The 17,601-nt window shown below is 47.8% G+C and carries 21 protein-coding genes; 9 read left to right on the top strand and 12 right to left on the bottom strand.

Annotated features, from left to right (window positions below):
* Nucleotides 1–87 precede the first annotated feature (87 nt).
* The 9 genes from RTW80_RS02590 to RTW80_RS02550 all read right to left on the bottom strand — a co-directional run bounded on the left by RTW80_RS02590 (nt 88) and on the right by RTW80_RS02550 (nt 5,942).
* Nucleotides 88–2,460 (bottom strand): replication endonuclease, encoded by a 2,373-nt coding sequence (locus RTW80_RS02590; protein WP_097493132.1) that lies wholly within the window; start codon nt 2,458–2,460, stop codon nt 88–90.
* A complete protein-coding gene (locus tag RTW80_RS02585; protein ID WP_001420002.1) occupies nt 2,460–3,281 on the bottom strand; it encodes a hypothetical protein in 822 nt (273 codons plus the stop codon). Before RTW80_RS02585 ends, RTW80_RS02590 begins: the two co-directional genes overlap by 1 nt.
* Before the next feature lie 5 nt (nt 3,282–3,286).
* Nucleotides 3,287–4,141 (bottom strand): DNA adenine methylase, encoded by an 855-nt coding sequence (locus RTW80_RS02580; RefSeq protein WP_049066405.1) that lies wholly within the window; start codon nt 4,139–4,141, stop codon nt 3,287–3,289.
* Nucleotides 4,138–4,365 (bottom strand): TraR/DksA family transcriptional regulator, encoded by a 228-nt coding sequence (locus RTW80_RS02575; protein ID WP_000752613.1) that lies wholly within the window; start codon nt 4,363–4,365, stop codon nt 4,138–4,140. Before RTW80_RS02575 ends, RTW80_RS02580 begins: the two co-directional genes overlap by 4 nt.
* Nucleotides 4,365–4,598, bottom strand: a complete 234-nt coding sequence (locus tag RTW80_RS02570; protein ID WP_001244228.1) for a DUF2732 family protein — start codon at nt 4,596–4,598, stop codon at nt 4,365–4,367. The genes RTW80_RS02575 and RTW80_RS02570 overlap by 1 nt, the downstream gene beginning before the upstream one ends.
* 67 nt (nt 4,599–4,665) lie before the next feature.
* Complete coding sequence (locus RTW80_RS02565) at nt 4,666–5,007, bottom strand: DUF5347 domain-containing protein (RefSeq protein WP_000963473.1); 342 nt, start codon at nt 5,005–5,007, stop codon at nt 4,666–4,668.
* On the bottom strand, nt 4,971–5,171 hold the full coding sequence (locus tag RTW80_RS02560; RefSeq protein ID WP_000956182.1) for a phage filamentation protein Fil family protein: 201 nt from the start codon (nt 5,169–5,171) through the stop codon (nt 4,971–4,973). Before RTW80_RS02560 ends, RTW80_RS02565 begins: the two co-directional genes overlap by 37 nt.
* 7 nt (nt 5,172–5,178) lie before the next feature.
* Nucleotides 5,179–5,688 (bottom strand): phage regulatory CII family protein, encoded by a 510-nt coding sequence (locus RTW80_RS02555; RefSeq protein WP_000460893.1) that lies wholly within the window; start codon nt 5,686–5,688, stop codon nt 5,179–5,181.
* Nucleotides 5,689–5,720: 32 nt separating this feature from the next.
* Nucleotides 5,721–5,942: a regulator gene (locus tag RTW80_RS02550; protein WP_152928262.1), complete on the bottom strand. Its 222-nt coding sequence runs from the start codon at nt 5,940–5,942 to the stop codon at nt 5,721–5,723.
* Nucleotides 5,943–6,029: 87 nt separating this feature from the next.
* Here RTW80_RS02550 and RTW80_RS02545 point away from each other — a divergent pair, with 87 nt between their 5' ends.
* From RTW80_RS02545 to RTW80_RS02530, 4 genes are all read left to right on the top strand, one after another.
* Nucleotides 6,030–6,968, top strand: coding sequence for a phage repressor protein CI (locus RTW80_RS02545; protein ID WP_042096903.1), 939 nt, complete (start codon nt 6,030–6,032; stop codon nt 6,966–6,968).
* A gap of 43 nt (nt 6,969–7,011) precedes the next feature.
* On the top strand, nt 7,012–8,781 hold the full coding sequence (locus RTW80_RS02540) for an ATP-dependent endonuclease (RefSeq protein ID WP_152928264.1): 1,770 nt from the start codon (nt 7,012–7,014) through the stop codon (nt 8,779–8,781).
* 72 nt (nt 8,782–8,853) lie between these two features.
* Nucleotides 8,854–9,885 carry a tyrosine-type recombinase/integrase gene (locus RTW80_RS02535; protein WP_053289766.1) on the top strand — a complete coding sequence of 344 codons (1,032 nt, stop codon included), beginning with the start codon at nt 8,854–8,856 and terminating at the stop codon, nt 9,883–9,885.
* A gap of 60 nt (nt 9,886–9,945) precedes the next feature.
* Nucleotides 9,946–10,215: a hypothetical protein gene (locus tag RTW80_RS02530; RefSeq protein WP_001004343.1), complete on the top strand. Its 270-nt coding sequence runs from the start codon at nt 9,946–9,948 to the stop codon at nt 10,213–10,215.
* Nucleotides 10,216–10,365: 150 nt separating this feature from the next.
* Here RTW80_RS02530 and rcdA read toward each other — a convergent pair whose 3' ends face one another.
* On the bottom strand, nt 10,366–10,902 hold the full coding sequence (gene rcdA / locus RTW80_RS02525) for a DNA-binding transcriptional regulator RcdA (RefSeq protein ID WP_001297003.1): 537 nt from the start codon (nt 10,900–10,902) through the stop codon (nt 10,366–10,368).
* Nucleotides 10,903–10,985: 83 nt separating this feature from the next.
* Between rcdA and RTW80_RS02520 the strand changes: the two genes are divergently transcribed.
* The 3 genes from RTW80_RS02520 (at nt 10,986) to ybjH (ending at nt 13,379) form a co-directional block, all read left to right on the top strand.
* Nucleotides 10,986–12,194, top strand: coding sequence for an MFS transporter (locus RTW80_RS02520; protein ID WP_000217864.1), 1,209 nt, complete (start codon nt 10,986–10,988; stop codon nt 12,192–12,194).
* Nucleotides 12,194–13,009, top strand: coding sequence for a 5-amino-6-(5-phospho-D-ribitylamino)uracil phosphatase (ybjI, locus tag RTW80_RS02515; RefSeq protein WP_001299614.1), 816 nt, complete (start codon nt 12,194–12,196; stop codon nt 13,007–13,009). Before RTW80_RS02520 ends, ybjI begins: the two co-directional genes overlap by 1 nt.
* 85 nt (nt 13,010–13,094) lie before the next feature.
* Nucleotides 13,095–13,379 (top strand): protein YbjH, encoded by a 285-nt coding sequence (gene ybjH, locus RTW80_RS02510; RefSeq protein WP_000605478.1) that lies wholly within the window; start codon nt 13,095–13,097, stop codon nt 13,377–13,379.
* Between the two features lie 40 nt (nt 13,380–13,419).
* Here ybjH and mdfA read toward each other — a convergent pair whose 3' ends face one another.
* Nucleotides 13,420–14,652, bottom strand: a complete 1,233-nt coding sequence (gene mdfA / locus RTW80_RS02505; protein ID WP_001180090.1) for a multidrug efflux MFS transporter MdfA — start codon at nt 14,650–14,652, stop codon at nt 13,420–13,422.
* 284 nt (nt 14,653–14,936) lie between these two features.
* Between mdfA and ybjG the strand changes: the two genes are divergently transcribed.
* Together ybjG and deoR are read left to right on the top strand one after the other, a co-directional pair.
* Entirely contained in the window at nt 14,937–15,533 is a 597-nt protein-coding gene (gene ybjG / locus RTW80_RS02500) for an undecaprenyl-diphosphate phosphatase (RefSeq protein WP_001295291.1), read from the top strand.
* 57 nt (nt 15,534–15,590) lie between these two features.
* Nucleotides 15,591–16,349: a DNA-binding transcriptional repressor DeoR gene (deoR, locus tag RTW80_RS02495; RefSeq protein ID WP_000450121.1), complete on the top strand. Its 759-nt coding sequence runs from the start codon at nt 15,591–15,593 to the stop codon at nt 16,347–16,349.
* A gap of 46 nt (nt 16,350–16,395) precedes the next feature.
* Here the strand turns inward: deoR and dacC are convergent, their stop codons facing one another.
* Nucleotides 16,396–17,598 carry a serine-type D-Ala-D-Ala carboxypeptidase gene (dacC, locus tag RTW80_RS02490; protein WP_001300708.1) on the bottom strand — a complete coding sequence of 401 codons (1,203 nt, stop codon included), beginning with the start codon at nt 17,596–17,598 and terminating at the stop codon, nt 16,396–16,398.
* Nucleotides 17,599–17,601: the final 3 nt, after the last annotated feature.

Raw genomic sequence — 17,601 nt, 5'->3', positions numbered from 1 at the left:
TAATCTTACTGATGTAAAACGTTTTTTTACGTTCATCAGCCTGATATGCCGGGTATTATTAAGAGCACGAATTGTTAACCCGCGTAATTAATACAGGTTCCGCCACTTATCATCTTCCTGCAAACGCTGGTTCCGATAGAAGATACGCAGGCCTGCTCCTGACGGAATGCTGCCGCCGCGAAGGAGTAAATCGACCTCTTTCTCGCTGCCATCAAATCCTCTGGACTTCAGTTCATAGACGAGCTGCTGTCGTTGATGGTCTGTAATTCGCTGTTTGTAGTCTCTACGCCGTTTCGGTTTCACCAGGCGTAACCTTGCAGCCAGTTCCCGGCGCTCTTTTTTGTTCATACTGTGCAGGTAATCGTGCAACTCCTTGTCATCCATACGGGTGATATCCGTTCTGGTATCCCCATCAGCTGATTTGTCTTTCCCTTGTTGGTACAAATTTTCAGCAAGGGGACAGTTATTGCCACGAGTCCAAGGGGCGCAAGCGCCCTGGTCGGCTGCCGCCTCCTGAACATCAACGGCCTTACGAACCATTTTCCACTTCACGGCATGAGTGCAGATCTTGCCCTCTGCAATAGGTGACCAGATGCCATAAATACGAATGCCGTGATCGCCATAGGCGGTCGGCTCTTCGTTGATTTCATAAGCGGTTCTGATGAGGTGATATTTGCGGGGAACCAGTACGCCGCCCTGCTTCATGATGTAGGTGGCAAAACAACCAGCATCAGCAGCAGCCAGGATGGCATCAAGGCGCGGGTTATCCAGTACCGGCGCACCTGCTTTTTTGTCCCCCTGTTGCCTTGCCGCCTGACCAGCCAGCAATCGCAGTTCACGGTAAGCCTGACGCCCCGGAATGCCAAAGAAGCGGAATTGCTGAACACGATGCAGAGACGCCCAGGCATTAACGTATTCAGCATTATCACGCAGGGATTTCCCCGTTTCCTTGCTGATCTCGCCAGCCAGACCACGCCCGTCAATGTTCTTACTGATGTATTTCGCGATGTAGCTTGTTGGCGTACCTTTGCGCGGGTTAATCAACTCAGACTTAAAGCGCGGCCCAGTGTTATTGCCCAGTTCCTCGCGGTCTTCACGGATGGCAAACTTACGCAGTAATGCAGTGATGGCGCGGCGGTCTTTTTTGCGCATAAAACACAACAGGTGCCAGTGAACTGTACCGTCATGATGCGGCTCAGCCACCCGCACGCCATACCACCGCAATCCGGCTTTGTGCATCGCCTTACGAAATGCAGCAAACATGCCGACCAGATAATCACTGCTTTGTCTTACCGTCGCATTTGTCCAAGTTGGGTTGGGCCTGCCATTATTTAGCGTGGAATGGAAACGTGACGGACAGGTGATGGTGTAGAAAACGGCGCAGTCACCGCGCATTTCCGCGATAAGCTCCAGGCCTTTAACACAGGCCATCATCTCATTGCGGCGATGCGCAGGGTTGCTGCTGCTGGCGTTTACCACGTCTTCCATATCCAGCGTGTCGCCGTCTTCGTTCACCAGTTCATGAGAACGAAAAAACTCCAGCGACTTACGGCGCTGCTCACGTTTATGCATCACGGCTTCATAGCTGACATAGGGAGATGCTTTTTTGCTGACCAGGCAGACAGCACGCAACTGCTCTTCCCGCCATTCGCAACGCATCTTCCATAATTTCCGGTACCACCAGTCAGCGCACAACATACGCGCCAGCGAACCCGGAATGAGTTCATAGGGCACGGGTTTACGGCGGTTTCTTTTCCGGCGGAGTTGCTCAAACGCAGGCGGGATGACATCCAGACGCAGGGTTTCCGCTGCCACCTTTTCCCATGTCTTGCGGATTTCTTCTGGCTTAACGTCATCGGTGACATACAAATCGCCACAAGCTGCATCAAGGCACATGCTCATATGCGCAGCTACCAGGGTGGACAGGCGTTTCACCTGATCCTGACTCATTTCAGGCAGGATCAGCAGGCCGTCCAGCCCTTCATGGCTTGCCATAAAGCGAAAAGAAGTGGATAGCTGACAGTCGCGTACATGCTCCAGCCGTTCCAGACATGGCTTAATCGTCTCACGCAAATAGCGGGAATAAGCCTTTGGCCTGCCCAGGCTGCTGAAGTATTCAATACGTTGCATCAGCGGCTTGCTGATATGGGAAGGCTGGGCATTGACGTCCGCCAGAATGACCATATCTGGATTAAAACGCTGCTGCTCATGCGCCAGCTTTGCCCGACTAATGAGCTTATCCTGCTCCATTTCGCGCTGGACAGGATCACGGGATTCATTAAAGAAATAACGCTCCCAGACCTGATCACTCAGTGCCTCGCGGCGCAGCTGTTCCTGCTCGTTATCGGCAGCGTACAGAGCGATCAGGTTTGAAAGCGCAGAAACTGAAGATTGCTCTTCTGTCTCTACGTAAGGATTGATTGCTTTTTTCTCAGCATTCCAGGAATAGCTGTAGTTCATTACGCAATCTCCAGTTCGAGCTGTGAAGGCTGCAAACCATTCGACAGCCAATCAGAAACTGAAGGTGGGCGAACAGCTTCAATTGCACCTTTTAAAATTGCGCAACGGTTTTTCAGAATGACAGCTTTCAGCTCCTTTTCCGTCAGATTGCGCGAATACTCAGCCTCCTGAATAGCCCGCGTCAGCTCAGGATATTTGCTATTAAATTTGGGGACATTGCAGGCAAGATTTGTACTGTCGGCAGTCGCCAGTGGGTAATTTCCCAACACACGACCGTCAAGCATGCGCAAACCATGAACAGCTGTTTTGAAATTGTGTCGGCAATAAATTGCTTCAAAAGCGTCCTGCATACGACGATGCCAGTGCGCAGTTCTGATAGCCGCATATTCACCAGACGATCCAAAGCAGACACGAGGCCATTCACGACATAGCTCGATAAGCCGATCGATTGACTCGTGCAGATGCCAGACGGGAGTTGCCTTCCCGTAGAACATTTTCGGAACTTCGTTTATCAGGGCATCATTGTCACGTTCACCTCCGTCCACAACATCAGGAATGACAAAAAAAGCGACCTTAGGATGGTGGTAATAGTTCAGGAGCCATTTATAAAAATCACTCCAGTTAATTTTTAGCCCACGCACCCATGCAGAAAATGCGCCGTTATCAATGCCGACGACCTGAGCGTGCTGAATGGACGCCGCAATCTGATCTGGTCGTACATAGGAGACGAAAGCGCCAGCTCCGCTCACCGCAATACGATGAACGTCGCCAGCACTTCCCCAGACAGGCGTCCCATGGAAATGATGAATTCCGTGGTGCATTTCTTTCACACTTGCACCCCGAAAATAACAGTAGAGTCACGTCCCCTACTAAAATCGGCACTAAACCAATTAGCAGATTTAGTGGCAATCATCTCTGTTGCAAATTTTCCCTCCCCCGCTGCAACGCCGATGCTGCGTTTCGCCCTGATGTAGTGGTGAGTGAAATTACGATAAAGGGACCGGGTCAAAGACGTGTTACTGTTAGAAACAATGACCGGATGTCCTTCTGATGACCGATGTTCAAGAATGGATGCCAGGTGATACTGATCATCTTCAGTGAAACCATCAGTGTGATAGCCGGAAAACGTACCGTCATAAGGCGGATCGCAATACACCACATCCCCCACCTTCAACATCGCCAGCGTTTCATCAAAGCTGGCGCAGATAAACGTTGCCCGCTGGGCTTTCTCTGCAAATGCGCGAATTTCTTTTTCAGGGAAATACGGATTTTTATAATTACCGTAGGGAATGTTGAAATGCCCGCTCTTGTTATAGCGACATAAACCACGGTAACCGTGACGATTGAGATACAGGAAATATACCGCTTTCATGAAATCAGTAATTTCAGTGGAGTAATTAAACTCCTGCCTTATGTTGTAATAAGCCACCTCCCTGTTTGCTTCCTCAAATAAAGCTCTGGCACGAGATATAAACGCCTCACAATCAGCAGCAACCTTTTTATAGAGGTTGATTAAATCAGGATTAATATCCGCAACAAGATAGCTGGGATAATCCGTCTCCATCATCACTGCACAGGAACCCGCGAAAGGTTCAACCAGTCGCGGGCCAGCAGGAAGATACTTTTTCAGTTCGGACATTATGGCGGTTTTATTTCCTGCCCATTTCAGGATGGTGCTCATACAGCACCTCCGTTGTAATGTTTGCCTTTCAGCTCTGCGATTTCCTGACAGGTAATGCAAAGCTGCACACCTGGAATGGCGCGGCGGCGTGCTGGCGGAATTGGCGCTTCACACTCAATGCAAAGCACGCGGGACACGCCCGGCGTTTTGGCACGAGCAGCACGGATATGGCGCTGGCGTTCTTCTTCAACGCGCTGCTGTACGAGATCCATTGCATCAGCCATTAGTGGATCTCCTGCGCTTCGTTCTGGATTGCTTCAGCAGTTACACGCAGTAGTTCTGCTGCTTCGACGTGGTTTAGCTGGCGGGATGTGATATGACACGCCAGGCTATCAAGGCGAGCTGCCATTGCTTCAGCCCTTGCCCGGCGTTCTTCCAGACGAGCCTCTGTCAGTAAAATATTAAGCCCTGCATCATCCGGTCCGGTTTTAGTCGTGAGGGTTTCAATATTACGCATAATCAATTCTCCTGAATTTAGATAAAGGGATACCCGGCGGGTTTACGCCATTAATTTCATTAGTTGGTTAATTCGGCATGGTTAGCCGTCTGGGAAATAAGCTCACCACTGCACGAAAATGATTCATTGCTTTAATCAACTCCCGCTTTTCGTCAGTGGTCAGCTCATTAATGCTGATGCTATGACGTTCAGCTGGAATTTTTGCCATAAAGAATATAGCAGCCAGTGCCCGTTTATTTTGTTCGTTATTGATATCCCGTGGATCACGCATATCTTTAATAAACCGCTCAAGCTCTGACTCAATATTCAGGCCAAAAACTTTCGCCCTTAGCTCCGCAATGTGATTAAGTCCATTCAGGCGTTCACCGGGGCTTAATGGAACAGTCGCCGCAGCGCCTTCAATAGCCATTTGTTCCCCCGTTTTTTCGTAGATAGTTCTGCCAGCAATTCATCTTGTGAACGGCACGGATGCCAGCGTTTACCATCCTCACCCATGATCCAGCCGTGACCGTAGTGCATTGCCGGACTTTGTTTTACCAGCAGCGATGCAAATGATGGTTCTTTCGTCAGCATAAGCACCTCACAGCAAACCGAATGAAGCACCGAGGCCAGTCACGGTATCAACTGCACTCGCCATCGCAGGATTAGCCTGTAAACGGGCCTGCAATGAAACAGCAGCCAGCGCCATCAGTCGTGTAACAGAGTTAATGCTGCTGATCGCATCACGACGGCCTGCACTGGTTTTTACATCGCCAGAAACCGCACCTGCCGCGACACGCCCTATCTCTGCAGTTGCACTCATGACGTAATGCGGCAGTTTCTCTTTTGCCACCTCATTAATCGGTACGCATGGCAGGCAGTGAATCTGAGCCAGAAAACCATCTACTAGCGTTGAATCTTCAGTCAGATCGGTAAGCAACCAGATTTCTGGTGCGGTTAATAAATGAGGTTGAGCTGGGTTCAGCTTGTTCCGCAGAATCTGCACATTCATGCCTGCACGTTCTGCCAGTTGCACCAGGTTGTGGCGCAATGCAAATGCACGACAGGCTTCATCAAAATGTGGATGTTTGGAAACTTGGTAATCAAACATAGTCGACACTCCTGATGCATCCCAAAATGGAACTAGATGAATACAACATTGCAATCAGTAAGTGCATCAACGGTAAGAGCAGCAAGGTTGATCATTACCTTTTCTCTTTTCTTGTCTTTCCGAAGGCGATGGCGAGGGATACGACCATCAGCCAGCATATCGTTGATGGTGTCGATAGAAAGACCAGTAAGTTCGCTATAACGCTCAATTGTGACGTGTGGCGTATTCAGAGTTATTGAAATGTTAGGGGTCATGATGCAACATCTCCTATTGGCTTGTGGTGAGCCGGTATTAATCGTGACAAAACATCACAAAACGGAGAATAGGTTCACATAAAGAATATGTCAACTCAAAAAATCACATTTCGCCATATTGAAGATAGTCTGAAAGCTATGGTCATGCAGAATCGTGGAGGGCAAAAAGTCATTGAGAGGATACTCAAGGCCTATGGTTTCAAATCACGCCAAGCCTTCTGTAAGCATCTTGGTATTTCACAAAGCACAATGGCTAATAGATATGCACGCGATACCTTCCCTGCTGATTGGGTTGTTATATGTTCAATGGAAACTGGCGCATCCCTAGAATGGCTGGCCTTTGGTTCTAACAATGCAGAAGAAAGTTTCCCCCCTTATGTGGAACAACATGATGAAACAGTCCCACATGAGGGGTTTAACAGCAACGCTCATCAATCATCCTTTAAGCGCCGCATTGAGAATCATATTGAGCTTACTAACGGAGGAAAAGCCGCGATAGAGAGGATTGTTAATGCTTACGGGTTTAAAACCCGCCAAGCCTTAGCCGACCACCTTGGTATTTCAAAAAGCACATTAGCCACACGATACATGCGAGATTCTTTCCCTGCGGATTGGGTGATTAAATGCGCATTAGAAACCAAAGCGGATCTCGCCTGGCTAGTTACAGGAATCGAAACACCAAATAGTTCACAAGAAGAAAACACTGTAATTTTAAATAAGTTCAATTTGGTCAATGGCGTGCTTGTCGAGTCAGGTTTTTTATCCATGGATCGGTGTCTACTTCCGAAGCAAGAAACTAGCAGCTTGATGTTTGTAAGCAATGGAGAAAAACATGTCATATGTGATAAAGAATTTCACCTAATTAGAGATGGAAAATGGTTAGTAGGAATTGACAATGAGTTATCTTTAAAAGAGTTAACTCGTTTACCTAAGAACAAAATTCTTGTTTCTGGTGGGAGTAAGGATTTTGAGTGTTCCATTGAAGATATTCAAATTATAGCCAGCATTATCTTAACAATACAATAACATTGCAGACATTACTTTTAAATACTTACTGGAGGAGTCTAAAATGAATCATCATCTTTCAAAGATTTCTATAAAAAACTTTAGATCTTGCAAAGATATTGATATCAATTTTTCTTCATTCACGCCTTTAATCGGTTACAACAATGCTGGTAAGTCAACGATTTTAAATGCTATTGAATGGCTTTTTAAGAAAAAACTTTTGTCCTCTGATGATTATACTAATCCAGATAACCCTATAGAAGTTATAGGCACAGTTAAGGGTATTACTGAAGATATTTTGTCAGCTTTAACAGAAGAAAACAGAACTAGAATTTCACCCTACATTATTGATGAGGTATTGATATTTAAGCGTCAACAGCCTGTTGGTGCTCAAAGTGCAAAAGACGTCAGATTATTAATTAAAAACCCAGAAAATAACGAATTCAGAACATCACCAACGGGTATTGAGAATGCGATAAAAGCTTTATTTCCAGACCCAATACGTATAGGTGCAATGGAAAATGCAGCGGATGATTCTTCAAAATCAAAAACAGGAACTACAATAGGTAAGTTGCTGGCAGAATTGAGTTGCAAAATAGAAGAGAAGCACACTCAAATGATACTAAGCCATTTAAATGCCGTTAATAGAAGAATGACTGCAACCGGTAATAAACGAATATCGGACCTCAATGATATTGATGATTCAATAAGTAGTAAAGTTGCTGATTTCTTCCCTGGGATAAGTTTAAAACTACACTTCGAACTCCCTGACTTCAAGGATATATTTAAATCAGGGACTGTAAAAGTATATGAAGATTCATTTCCCGGCATTGCTCGTGACTGTTCTTCTTATGGTCATGGCACACAGCGTTCGATTCAGATGGCTCTAATAAGACATTTAGCTGATATAACCAACGGTGATGATATTAAAACAACTACTCTACTGTTAATAGATGAACCTGAGTTATATCTTCACCCATTTGCTATCGAACAAATTAGAGAATCTCTAAAAACACTATCTCATCATGGATATCAAATAATTTTCTCTACCCATTCATCTCAAATGATTACCTCTGACTTAGCAAAAGACACTGTGTTAATCAGAAAAAACAGTCAGCGTGGCACTCATTGCAGATTAACATTAAAAGAAGCAGTCAATAAAGTAATCGAACAACGACCAGCACAAGCAACCCATTTATTTTCATTAACACAGTCTTCAAAAGTTTTGTTTGCTAACAATGTAATACTAACAGAAGGTAAAACAGAGACTACTCTGCTCCCATTTATTTTTAACAAAGTTAAAAATAAAACATTAGGTCAGATGCAAATAGCACTAATTGAAACAGGGTCCGTTGAAAGTATATCTAAAACGATGCAAATTCTAAATTCAATGGATATACCTACAAAAGCAATTGTTGATTTAGATTTTGCGTTCCGCGGTGCAATAAGGAACAACTTCTTAGAACATAATGACGAGGATATTTTACGACTAAAAGAAATCTTGAGAAGTATGCATGCTAATGGAGAATGCACTCTCGATGGATCCGGTTTGCCTACAAGGGGTAGTAACACTACCGCAGCTGAAGCATTTGCTATTATGTCTCAAAAGCCCGGCGCCAGAGAATTTTTGTCATCATTAGCCGCAAAACTGAGAAATGCAAATATTTGGATTTGGCTAAATGGTTCGATAGAAAACCATTTGGGTCTTACAGAAAAAAATGAATCAGTATGGGCTGATTTCAAAACAAAAGCAGATACACAACCTCTTTCAGATATCTGTGCAGATTTCGAAAGTATTGAGGCTTTAGTCGACTGGATTACCCCTGACGTATGATTTAATATTTACATACATTGACCACTGGTCAAACATACAGTTAAATTTAGCCCTCTGACATGAGGGCTTTTTATGGCAGTACGAAAACTCACCACAGGAAAATGGCTTTGCGAATGTTACCCCGCCGGACGTAGCGGACGTCGTGTGCGTAAACAATTCGCCACCAAAGGCGAAGCTCTGGCTTTTGAGCGTCACACGATGGAAGAAACCGAAGCAAAGCCCTGGCTGGGCGAATCAGTGGATCGTCGAACACTGAAAGACGTGGTTGAACTATGGTTCAAACTACATGGTAAATCTCTGACAGCTGGCCAGCATGTCTATGACAAACTGCTGTTGATGGTTGACGCTCTGGGCAATCCCCTTGCAACTGATCTCACATCTAAAATGTTTGCCCACTATCGAGATAAACGCCTGACAGGTGAGATCTACTTCAGCGAGAAATGGAAGAAAGGAGCAAGCCCGGTCACCATTAACCTGGAGCAAAGCTATCTAAGTAGTGTTTTTAGCGAACTATCCCGCCTGGGCGAATGGTCGTATCCGAACCCACTGGAGAACATGCGAAAATTCACCATCGCAGAAAAAGAGATGGCATGGCTTACCCATGAGCAGATTGTTGAATTGCTGGCTGATTGCAAACGTCAGGACCCAATTCTGGCACTGGTAGTTAAGATATGCTTAAGCACAGGCGCACGTTGGCGTGAAGCCGTAAATCTTACCCGCTCACAGGTGACCAAATACCGAATTACCTTTGTAAGAACGAAGGGGAAGAAAAACAGAAGCATCCCTATCAGTAAAGACCTTTACGAAGAGATCATGGCGCTTGATGGGTTCAATTTCTTCACAGACTGCTATTTTCAATTTTTATCCGTGATGGAAAAAACGTCCATCGTACTCCCTCGCGGTCAACTGACACACGTTCTGCGCCATACGTTTGCGGCGCATTTCATGATGTCGGGTGGAAATATCCTTGCTTTGCAAAAAATCCTCGGACATCACGACATAAAAATGACCATGCGTTACGCACATCTGGCACCGGATCACCTGGAAACTGCATTACGGTTTAATCCGCTGGCTACACTACCAACATCAACAGCAACTGTTTGAAAATGCGTGTTCTGCCCTATTGAGCTAATATTCTTTTTTCTTTCACATGGAGCACGACCAATGAATGAGTTACAGCATCAGGGAGCTGAGCTACGCAACAAAGCCAAAGAATTGGCTTTATCCGTACTCAGAACTCACCCAGATGGTCAAAAAAACGGTAAAGGGGTTAAACAAGCTGAAGTATTTCGCCTTAGTGGCCTAGATTGGGGAGAAAAACGAAAAGCAACAAGTTCGAACCAACAATATTGGGTTGTTGCGTTATTGCGTGAACTAGAAGACGAAGGTTTAGTCGAGCAGGTTGAAGAAAAAGGCCCATGGCGTCTAAGGTAAAACAAGTGGCGACAAAGTGGCGGCAGCGGTTGGCATTACCCCGTAATAACCACCACTGACCACCAACCCAACTTATTGTTTTTACTCTAACTTATTGTTTTCATTAACCCGTTTACATAAATGGGTTTTTTGTTATCTAAAATTTATCTACTACCCTGCAACCCTCTCAACCATCCTCAAAATCTCCTCGCGCGATAGCGGCTTACGGTCGGTGACAAAATGCAGCGTCATCCCCTCAATAAACGCATCAAGCGCGCGGGCGGTTCCGGGTTCAAACCATTGTTCGAGCGTTTGCTGACTGCGCTGCATCCAGTTTTGCATTACCGTTTTTAATAGCGGTTTTCGGCTAGCCAGCGCGTAGAGCTGGTACATCAGCTCCATATTATCCGGCGTTGCAACCTGTGAGCTGTAGATCATATCGGTGATAGCCTGGCATGCGCCTTGAGCATCACTAACATCGCTAAAAAATGCCTGATATTGCCGGGACATAATCTCAGTAAAACTGCTGAACGCCTCCAGCAACAACTCATCAATTCCTGAAAAATAGTAGGTCATCGATCCCAACGGTACCCCGGCAAGGGTAGCAATTTTGCGGTGCGTAACAGCATGTATTCCGTAAAGTTTCACCGCCTCCAGCGTGGCCTGGATAATTTTTTCTCGCCGTTGCGGATCGTTAGCGCGACGCATGTCATTTCCTCTGTCTGCAATTGTGTACAAATGTACACAACCTTGCTAATGTTGTCTTCCCTCTTCTTATTTTGACGTGATCTATGACCGTAAATTCTTCACGTAATGCATTGAAACGCCGAACCTGGGCGCTGTTTATGTTCTTCTTTTTGCCAGGCCTGTTAATGGCGTCCTGGGCAACCCGTACGCCTGCTATCCGCGATATTCTCTCTGTCTCGATCGCTGAAATGGGCGGTGTTCTCTTTGGTCTGTCGATCGGTTCGATGAGCGGTATTCTCTGCTCGGCGTGGTTAGTGAAACGCTTTGGGACACGTAATGTCATCCTGGTCACGATGTCCTGCGCATTGATCGGGATGATGATATTAAGTCTGGCACTCTGGCTGACATCGCCCCTGCTCTTTGCCGTTGGTCTCGGCGTCTTTGGGGCAAGTTTTGGTTCTGCGGAAGTGGCGATAAACGTTGAAGGTGCCGCCGTTGAGCGAGAAATGAATAAAACGGTTTTGCCGATGATGCACGGTTTTTATAGCCTGGGCACGCTGGCAGGCGCTGGTGTCGGGATGGCACTGACGGCCTTTGGCGTTCCGGCAACGGTGCACATTTTATTGGCGGCGCTGGTAGGTATCGCGCCTATTTATATCGCCATTCAGGCAATCCCTGACGGTACGGGCAAAAATGCTGCCGATGGCACCCAGCATGGCGAAAAAGGCGTACCTTTTTATCGCGATATCCAGTTGCTGCTGATTGGTGTTGTGGTGCTGGCGATGGCCTTTGCCGAAGGTTCTGCCAACGACTGGTTACCCTTATTAATGGTTGACGGTCACGGTTTTAGCCCCACTTCCGGCTCGCTGATTTATGCCGGTTTTACCCTGGGGATGACCGTTGGACGCTTCACTGGCGGTTGGTTCATCGACCGTTACAGTCGCGTTGCCGTGGTTCGGGCCAGTGCGCTAATGGGGGCGTTGGGTATTGGGCTGATTATTTTTGTCGATAGCGCCTGGGTCGCTGGGGTGTCTGTTGTACTCTGGGGAATGGGTGCCTCGCTGGGCTTCCCGCTGACCATTTCTGCCGCCAGCGATACCGGCCCCGATGCACCAACCCGCGTCAGTGTGGTAGCAACGACCGGTTATCTGGCTTTCCTCGTCGGGCCGCCGCTGCTGGGCTATCTCGGCGAACATTATGGATTACGTAGTGCAATGCTGGTTGTACTGGCGCTGGTTATTCTCGCGGCTATTGTCGCGAAAGCCGTCGCCAAACCCGATACCAAAACGCAGACGGCGATGGAGAATAGTTGATGAGCATTAAATTAATTGCGGTAGACATGGATGGTACTTTCTTAAGCGATCAAAAAACCTATAACCGTGAGCGGTTTATGGCTCAGTATCAGCAAATGAAAGCACAAGGCATTCGCTTTGTGGTCGCCAGCGGGAATCAATATTATCAGTTGATCTCTTTCTTCCCTGAAATTGCTAATGAAATTGCCTTTGTGGCTGAAAACGGCGGCTGGGTAGTGAGTGAAGGCAAAGATGTTTTTAATGGCGAGCTGTCGAAGGATGCCTTTACTACTGTCGTGGAACATTTGCTGACGCGCCCGGAAGTGGAAATTATTGCCTGCGGAAAAAATAGCGCCTATACGCTCAAAAAATATGACGATGCCATGAAAACGGTGGCGGAAATGTATTATCACCGTCTGGAATACGTCGATAACTTTGACAACTTAGAAGATATTTTCTTTAAGTTTGGCCTGAATCTTTCCGATGAACTGATTCCACAAGTACAAAAAGCATTACATGAGGCCATCGGCGATATTATGGTGCCAGTCCACACCGGCAACGGCAGCATCGATCTGATTATCCCCGGCGTACATAAAGCCAATGGCCTTCGCCAACTGCAGAAATTATGGGGAATAGACGACAGCGAAGTGGTGGTCTTTGGCGATGGCGGTAACGATATTGAGATGCTGCGTCAGGCAGGCTTTAGTTTTGCAATGGAAAATGCCGGCAGCGCGGTCGTCGCAGCGGCAAAATACCGGGCAGGCTCCAATAACCGTGAAGGCGTACTGGATGTGATCGATAAAGTGCTTAAACACGAAGCGCCATTTGACCAATAAAAACGGCAGCACGCCCGGCAACACAATACCTGAATGAAGGCTGCATAATTCGCGGAAATTAACCCGCTGCATTATTTCAGGCGAAATGATTATGAAAAATTGTCTACTGTTGGGCGCGCTTTTAATGGGCTTTACTGGTGTGGCGATGGCGCAAAGTGTCACCGTCGATGTGCCGAGTGGATACAAAGTGGTTGTAGTTCCTGATTCAGTCAGCGTTCCACAAGCGGTCAGCGTCGCGACTGTGCCGCAAACCGTCTATGTGGCTCCTGCGCCAGCTCCGGCTTACCGCCCGCATCCTTATGCTCGCCATCTTGCCAGCGTAGGTGAAGGGATGGTTATCGAACACCAGATTGACGACCATCACCATTAATTCGAGAATGCCTGATCGCACAAAGCAGTCAGGCATTTTTTTACCCTTCGTGAGAATTTCCCATCTGTTTATCTTTTAAAAAGATAACCATCAGCGACAGCCACAAAATTCCGTTGACAAGGTTGAAGAGATTAAACTGTCCGTTGCCCCCGTTCAGCCAGGCATGTTTGCTGATTTCAATACCAACGGTAAAGATCAGCATTTGCAGCATTCCCATCGCCGCAGAAACCGTACCTTTACTCATATCGCTGGCAAACAGGGTTAATCGCACCAGTCCCGCATTCGCCAGACCAATACCGAAAGCATAAATACTTAACCCGGCAGTCATCCATAAATACGCGTGCGATGAGATAACCGTTGCCGCAGCAGCGACCAACAGACCAATCATAATCGGCCAGCCGCCCATAATTATCAGCGAACGTACGGTGCGGCGCGAGGTCAGACGCGCTAACAGCAAGTTACCCGCAATTAACGCCCCGAAAATAGGCACTTGCAGCAAGCCATATTCATAGCTGCTCAACTGCTCGCCGGTAATGATGATAATCGGCGACTGGGCGATCCACGCCAGCAATGGCAGGCTAACGAATCCCAGCGCCAGCGCCCCCGCCACAAAGCGGCCGTTCTTCAGCACCAGCTTATAGTCACGACCGAGTTCTTTCAGTGACAGTTTCTCGCCTATACGCGTGGCGGTTTCAGGCATGGCTCGTTGCAGACCGAAAAAGGAGATCGCTGCCAATGCGGCAAACAAAACAAACATCCCCTCCCAGGGCAGCACATGGATCCACGCCGCGCCCACCAGCGGACCAAGTAGCGGAGCAATCAGCGCCACGTTCGCCATCAGCGCGGTAATCTTGATACAAACCGCCTCTTCGAAGGATTCCTGAATTGCGGCGTATCCCACAGCGCCAATGAAACAGAGGCTTATGCCCTGCAAGAAGCGCAACAGGGTGAATTGTTCAATGTTTTGCGCCAGCAATATTGCCAGACAGGTGACGATAAACCACACCACTCCCGCCAGCATCACCGGACGGCGACCAATACGATCCGACAGCGGCCCCAGCAGCCATTGTAAAAACATCCCGCCCGCCAGATACGCGGTCATCGAAGTAGGAACCCAATCAATGCCCGCCTGATATTGTTCCACCACGGCCAACATACCGGGTTGAATCATATCGTTGCCGATATAGGTTGAAAATTCGTAAAGCACCAGACAGAGAGGGAAAAGTAACGCCTGACGTCCAAGCCTGGCACCGGAAGCTAATTTATTTTGCATGCAATTTCTTCGCCAATAATAATCGCGCAGAGTTTAATAAAAGCGCAGCTAACGAGAAAGCGAATTTTGTAGCTGAAACCACGGTTAAGCACATTCTTACATTATTGCGAGTATAGCTACGCTTTCTTTAAGTTTTATTTAACCTATGCCCGTTACAATCACCCACCGTAAACAGGCCGCTTGAGGGAAATAAGACGATGCCGCTTTACCCAGTTTAACCTGCACTTTATTCTCAACGACTTGCCTGTATTGGCTCCCTTTTAATCACTTTGCGTCGGGAAGTTATGCTGGAAAATTTGAATCTCTCTCTATTCTCTCTTATTAACGCGACGCCAGACTCGGCTCCGTGGATGATCTCGTTGGCGATTTTTATTGCTAAAGATTTGATTACCGTGGTGCCGTTGCTGGCCGTGGTACTTTGGTTGTGGGGGCTTACAGCACAACGGCAACTGGTGATAAAAATCGCTATCGCGCTGGCGGTCAGCCTGTTTGTGTCCTGGACGATGGGACATCTTTTTCCGCACGACCGACCCTTTGTCGAAAATATCGGCTATAACTTCCTGCATCATGCGGCGGATGACTCATTCCCAAGCGATCACGGTACGGTGATTTTCACCTTTGCACTGGCATTTTTATGCTGGCATCGCCTGTGGTCCGGCTCACTTTTAATGGTGCTGGCCGTCGTCATTGCCTGGTCGCGCGTTTATCTTGGCGTCCACTGGCCGCTGGATATGCTCGGTGGATTGCTGGCAGGTATGATTGGCTGCCTTAGTGCCCAGATTATCTGGCAAGCGATGGGGCATAAACTCTATCAACGTCTGCAATCGTGGTATCGCGTCTGTTTTGCATTACCGATCCGCAAAGGCTGGGTGCGTGACTGATCTCTGCTAAAAAGTGTAGTATTGAGCGGCTCGCTTCAATAACTATTCAGAGGGATTATGGAAACACGTCGCGAAGAGCGTATCGGGCAGCTGCTGCAAGAATTAAAACGCAGCGATAAGTTACATCTTAAAGACGCCGCCGCCCTGCTTGGGGTTTCGGAGATGACGATTCGTCGCGATCTGAACAACCACAGTGCGCCCGTCGTTTTGCTCGGCGGCTATATTGTTCTGGAACCGCGCAGTGCCAGCCATTACCTGTTAAGCGATCAAAAATCCCGCCTGGTGGAAGAAAAACGCCGGGCGGCAAAACTGGCTGCGACGCTGGTAGAACCCGATCAGACCCTCTTTTTTGACTGTGGCACCACCACGCCGTGGATTATTGAAGCGATTGATAATGAAATCCCTTTTACCGCCGTTTGTTATTCGCTAAATACCTTTCTGGCGCTGAAAGAGAAACCCCATTGCCGCGCGTTTCTTTGCGGTGGTGAATTTCACGCCAGCAACGCCATTTTCAAACCCATCGATTTTCAGCAAACGCTGAATAATTTTTGCCCGGATATCGCTTTTTATTCTGCGGCGGGCGTGCATGTCAGTAAAGGCGCTACCTGTTTTAATCTTGAAGAGTTGCCGGTAAAACACTGGGCCATGTCGATGGCGCAAAAGCATGTGCTGGTTGTCGACCACAGTAAATTTGGCAAGGTGCGTCCGGCGCGCATGGGTGACCTGAAACGCTTTGATATTGTGGTGAGCGATTGTTGCCCGGAAGATGAGTATGTGAAGTACGCGCAGACGCAGCGCATTAAGTTGATGTATTAATGACGTATAACCGGATGACGTTTCGCGCCATCCGGTTATCAGAAGATTAAGAGAACCAGCTGCCGAACCACTGATGGAATTTCATCATCACGAAATCCCACACCCGACCAAAGAATCCGCCCTCTTCCACATTTTCCATCACGATCAGCGGACGCTGCTCAATGGATTTACCGTTAAGCTGGAAATCAATGGTCCCGACAACCTGACCTTTTTTCAGCGGTGCGGTAAGCTGCGGTTCCGTTAACGTATAACTCGCTTTCAGGTTTTTCAGCTGCCCACGCGGTATGGTCACGGAGCCCGCTTCGCCTGCCCCGAGATTCACTTCGCTCTTATCACCAAACCAGACGCGCTGAGTCACAAAGGTGGCATCAGGTTTAATTGGCGTCACAGTTTCAAAGAAGCGGAAACCCCAGGTCAATAATTTCTCAGACTCATTAAAACGGATACGGTCGGTTTTCGCCCCCAGCACTACGGAGATTAAACGCATATCGCCCTGGGTAGCCGAAGCAACCAGATTATATCCCGCGCCTGCCGTGGTTCCTGTCTTCATGCCATCAACATTCAGATTGCTGCTCCACAGCAGACGGTTACGGTTAGGCTGACGAATTTTGTTGAAGGTGAACTCTTTCTCTTTATGAATGGCGTACTCTTCCGGCACATCGTGGATCAATGCTTTGCCCAGCAATGCCATATCGCGCGCGGTACTGAACTGCCCCGGCGCATCCAGACCGTGCACCGTCTGGAAGGTAGTGTTGGTCAGACCCAGTTTTTTGGCATAACCATTCATCAAACCAATAAATGACTCCTGGCTCCCGGCAACGTAATCGGCCAGCGCAATACAGGCGTCATTACCGGACTGGATAATCACACCTTTGTTCAAGTCTGCCACCGAAACCTGATCGCCCGGTTTGAGGAACATTACCGATGAACCACGCAGTGCCGGATTTCCCGTCGCCCAGGCATCTTTACCGACCGTCACCATATCGGTGAGTTTAATCTTATCGGCCTTAAGCGCCTGCCCAACCACATAGCTGGTCATGATTTTAGTCAGGCTCGCGGGATCCAGTTTCTCATCCGCGTTGCCTTCTGCCAGCACTTTACCGCTGGCGTAATCCATTAAAATCCATGCACGCGCATCCACGCTCGGCGCTTCAACGGTTTGTTCCGCCGCGAATGCCGTTGGGGCAAAAAGGAATAAAAATGCAGAACCCGCTGCAAGACCACGAAGGAGAGAGGAGTATTGCGTCATAAA

The organism is Escherichia sp. AM3, assembly GCF_032029835.1.
GTDB lineage: Bacteria > Pseudomonadota > Gammaproteobacteria > Enterobacterales > Enterobacteriaceae > Escherichia > Escherichia coli.
This window is presented reverse-complemented; position numbering and strand designations above follow the sequence as displayed.

What these genes read in the sequence shown, in the direction of transcription:
- RTW80_RS02590 (WP_097493132.1), bottom strand. Translation starts at nt 2,460, where the DNA reads ATGAACTACAGCTATTCCTGGAATGCTGAGAAAAAAGCAATCAATCCT.
- RTW80_RS02585 (WP_001420002.1), bottom strand. Translation starts at nt 3,281, where the DNA reads ATGCACCACGGAATTCATCATTTCCATGGGACGCCTGTCTGGGGAAGT.
- RTW80_RS02580 (WP_049066405.1), bottom strand. Translation starts at nt 4,141, where the DNA reads ATGAGCACCATCCTGAAATGGGCAGGAAATAAAACCGCCATAATGTCC.
- RTW80_RS02575 (WP_000752613.1), bottom strand. Translation starts at nt 4,365, where the DNA reads ATGGCTGATGCAATGGATCTCGTACAGCAGCGCGTTGAAGAAGAACGC.
- RTW80_RS02570 (WP_001244228.1), bottom strand. Translation starts at nt 4,598, where the DNA reads ATGCGTAATATTGAAACCCTCACGACTAAAACCGGACCGGATGATGCA.
- RTW80_RS02565 (WP_000963473.1), bottom strand. Translation starts at nt 5,007, where the DNA reads ATGGCTATTGAAGGCGCTGCGGCGACTGTTCCATTAAGCCCCGGTGAA.
- RTW80_RS02560 (WP_000956182.1), bottom strand. Translation starts at nt 5,171, where the DNA reads ATGCTGACGAAAGAACCATCATTTGCATCGCTGCTGGTAAAACAAAGT.
- RTW80_RS02555 (WP_000460893.1), bottom strand. Translation starts at nt 5,688, where the DNA reads ATGTTTGATTACCAAGTTTCCAAACATCCACATTTTGATGAAGCCTGT.
- RTW80_RS02550 (WP_152928262.1), bottom strand. Translation starts at nt 5,942, where the DNA reads ATGACCCCTAACATTTCAATAACTCTGAATACGCCACACGTCACAATT.
- RTW80_RS02545 (WP_042096903.1), top strand. Translation starts at nt 6,030, where the DNA reads ATGTCAACTCAAAAAATCACATTTCGCCATATTGAAGATAGTCTGAAA.
- RTW80_RS02540 (WP_152928264.1), top strand. Translation starts at nt 7,012, where the DNA reads ATGAATCATCATCTTTCAAAGATTTCTATAAAAAACTTTAGATCTTGC.
- RTW80_RS02535 (WP_053289766.1), top strand. Translation starts at nt 8,854, where the DNA reads ATGGCAGTACGAAAACTCACCACAGGAAAATGGCTTTGCGAATGTTAC.
- RTW80_RS02530 (WP_001004343.1), top strand. Translation starts at nt 9,946, where the DNA reads ATGAATGAGTTACAGCATCAGGGAGCTGAGCTACGCAACAAAGCCAAA.
- rcdA (WP_001297003.1), bottom strand. Translation starts at nt 10,902, where the DNA reads ATGCGTCGCGCTAACGATCCGCAACGGCGAGAAAAAATTATCCAGGCC.
- RTW80_RS02520 (WP_000217864.1), top strand. Translation starts at nt 10,986, where the DNA reads ATGACCGTAAATTCTTCACGTAATGCATTGAAACGCCGAACCTGGGCG.
- ybjI (WP_001299614.1), top strand. Translation starts at nt 12,194, where the DNA reads ATGAGCATTAAATTAATTGCGGTAGACATGGATGGTACTTTCTTAAGC.
- ybjH (WP_000605478.1), top strand. Translation starts at nt 13,095, where the DNA reads ATGATTATGAAAAATTGTCTACTGTTGGGCGCGCTTTTAATGGGCTTT.
- mdfA (WP_001180090.1), bottom strand. Translation starts at nt 14,652, where the DNA reads ATGCAAAATAAATTAGCTTCCGGTGCCAGGCTTGGACGTCAGGCGTTA.
- ybjG (WP_001295291.1), top strand. Translation starts at nt 14,937, where the DNA reads ATGCTGGAAAATTTGAATCTCTCTCTATTCTCTCTTATTAACGCGACG.
- deoR (WP_000450121.1), top strand. Translation starts at nt 15,591, where the DNA reads ATGGAAACACGTCGCGAAGAGCGTATCGGGCAGCTGCTGCAAGAATTA.
- dacC (WP_001300708.1), bottom strand. Translation starts at nt 17,598, where the DNA reads ATGACGCAATACTCCTCTCTCCTTCGTGGTCTTGCAGCGGGTTCTGCA.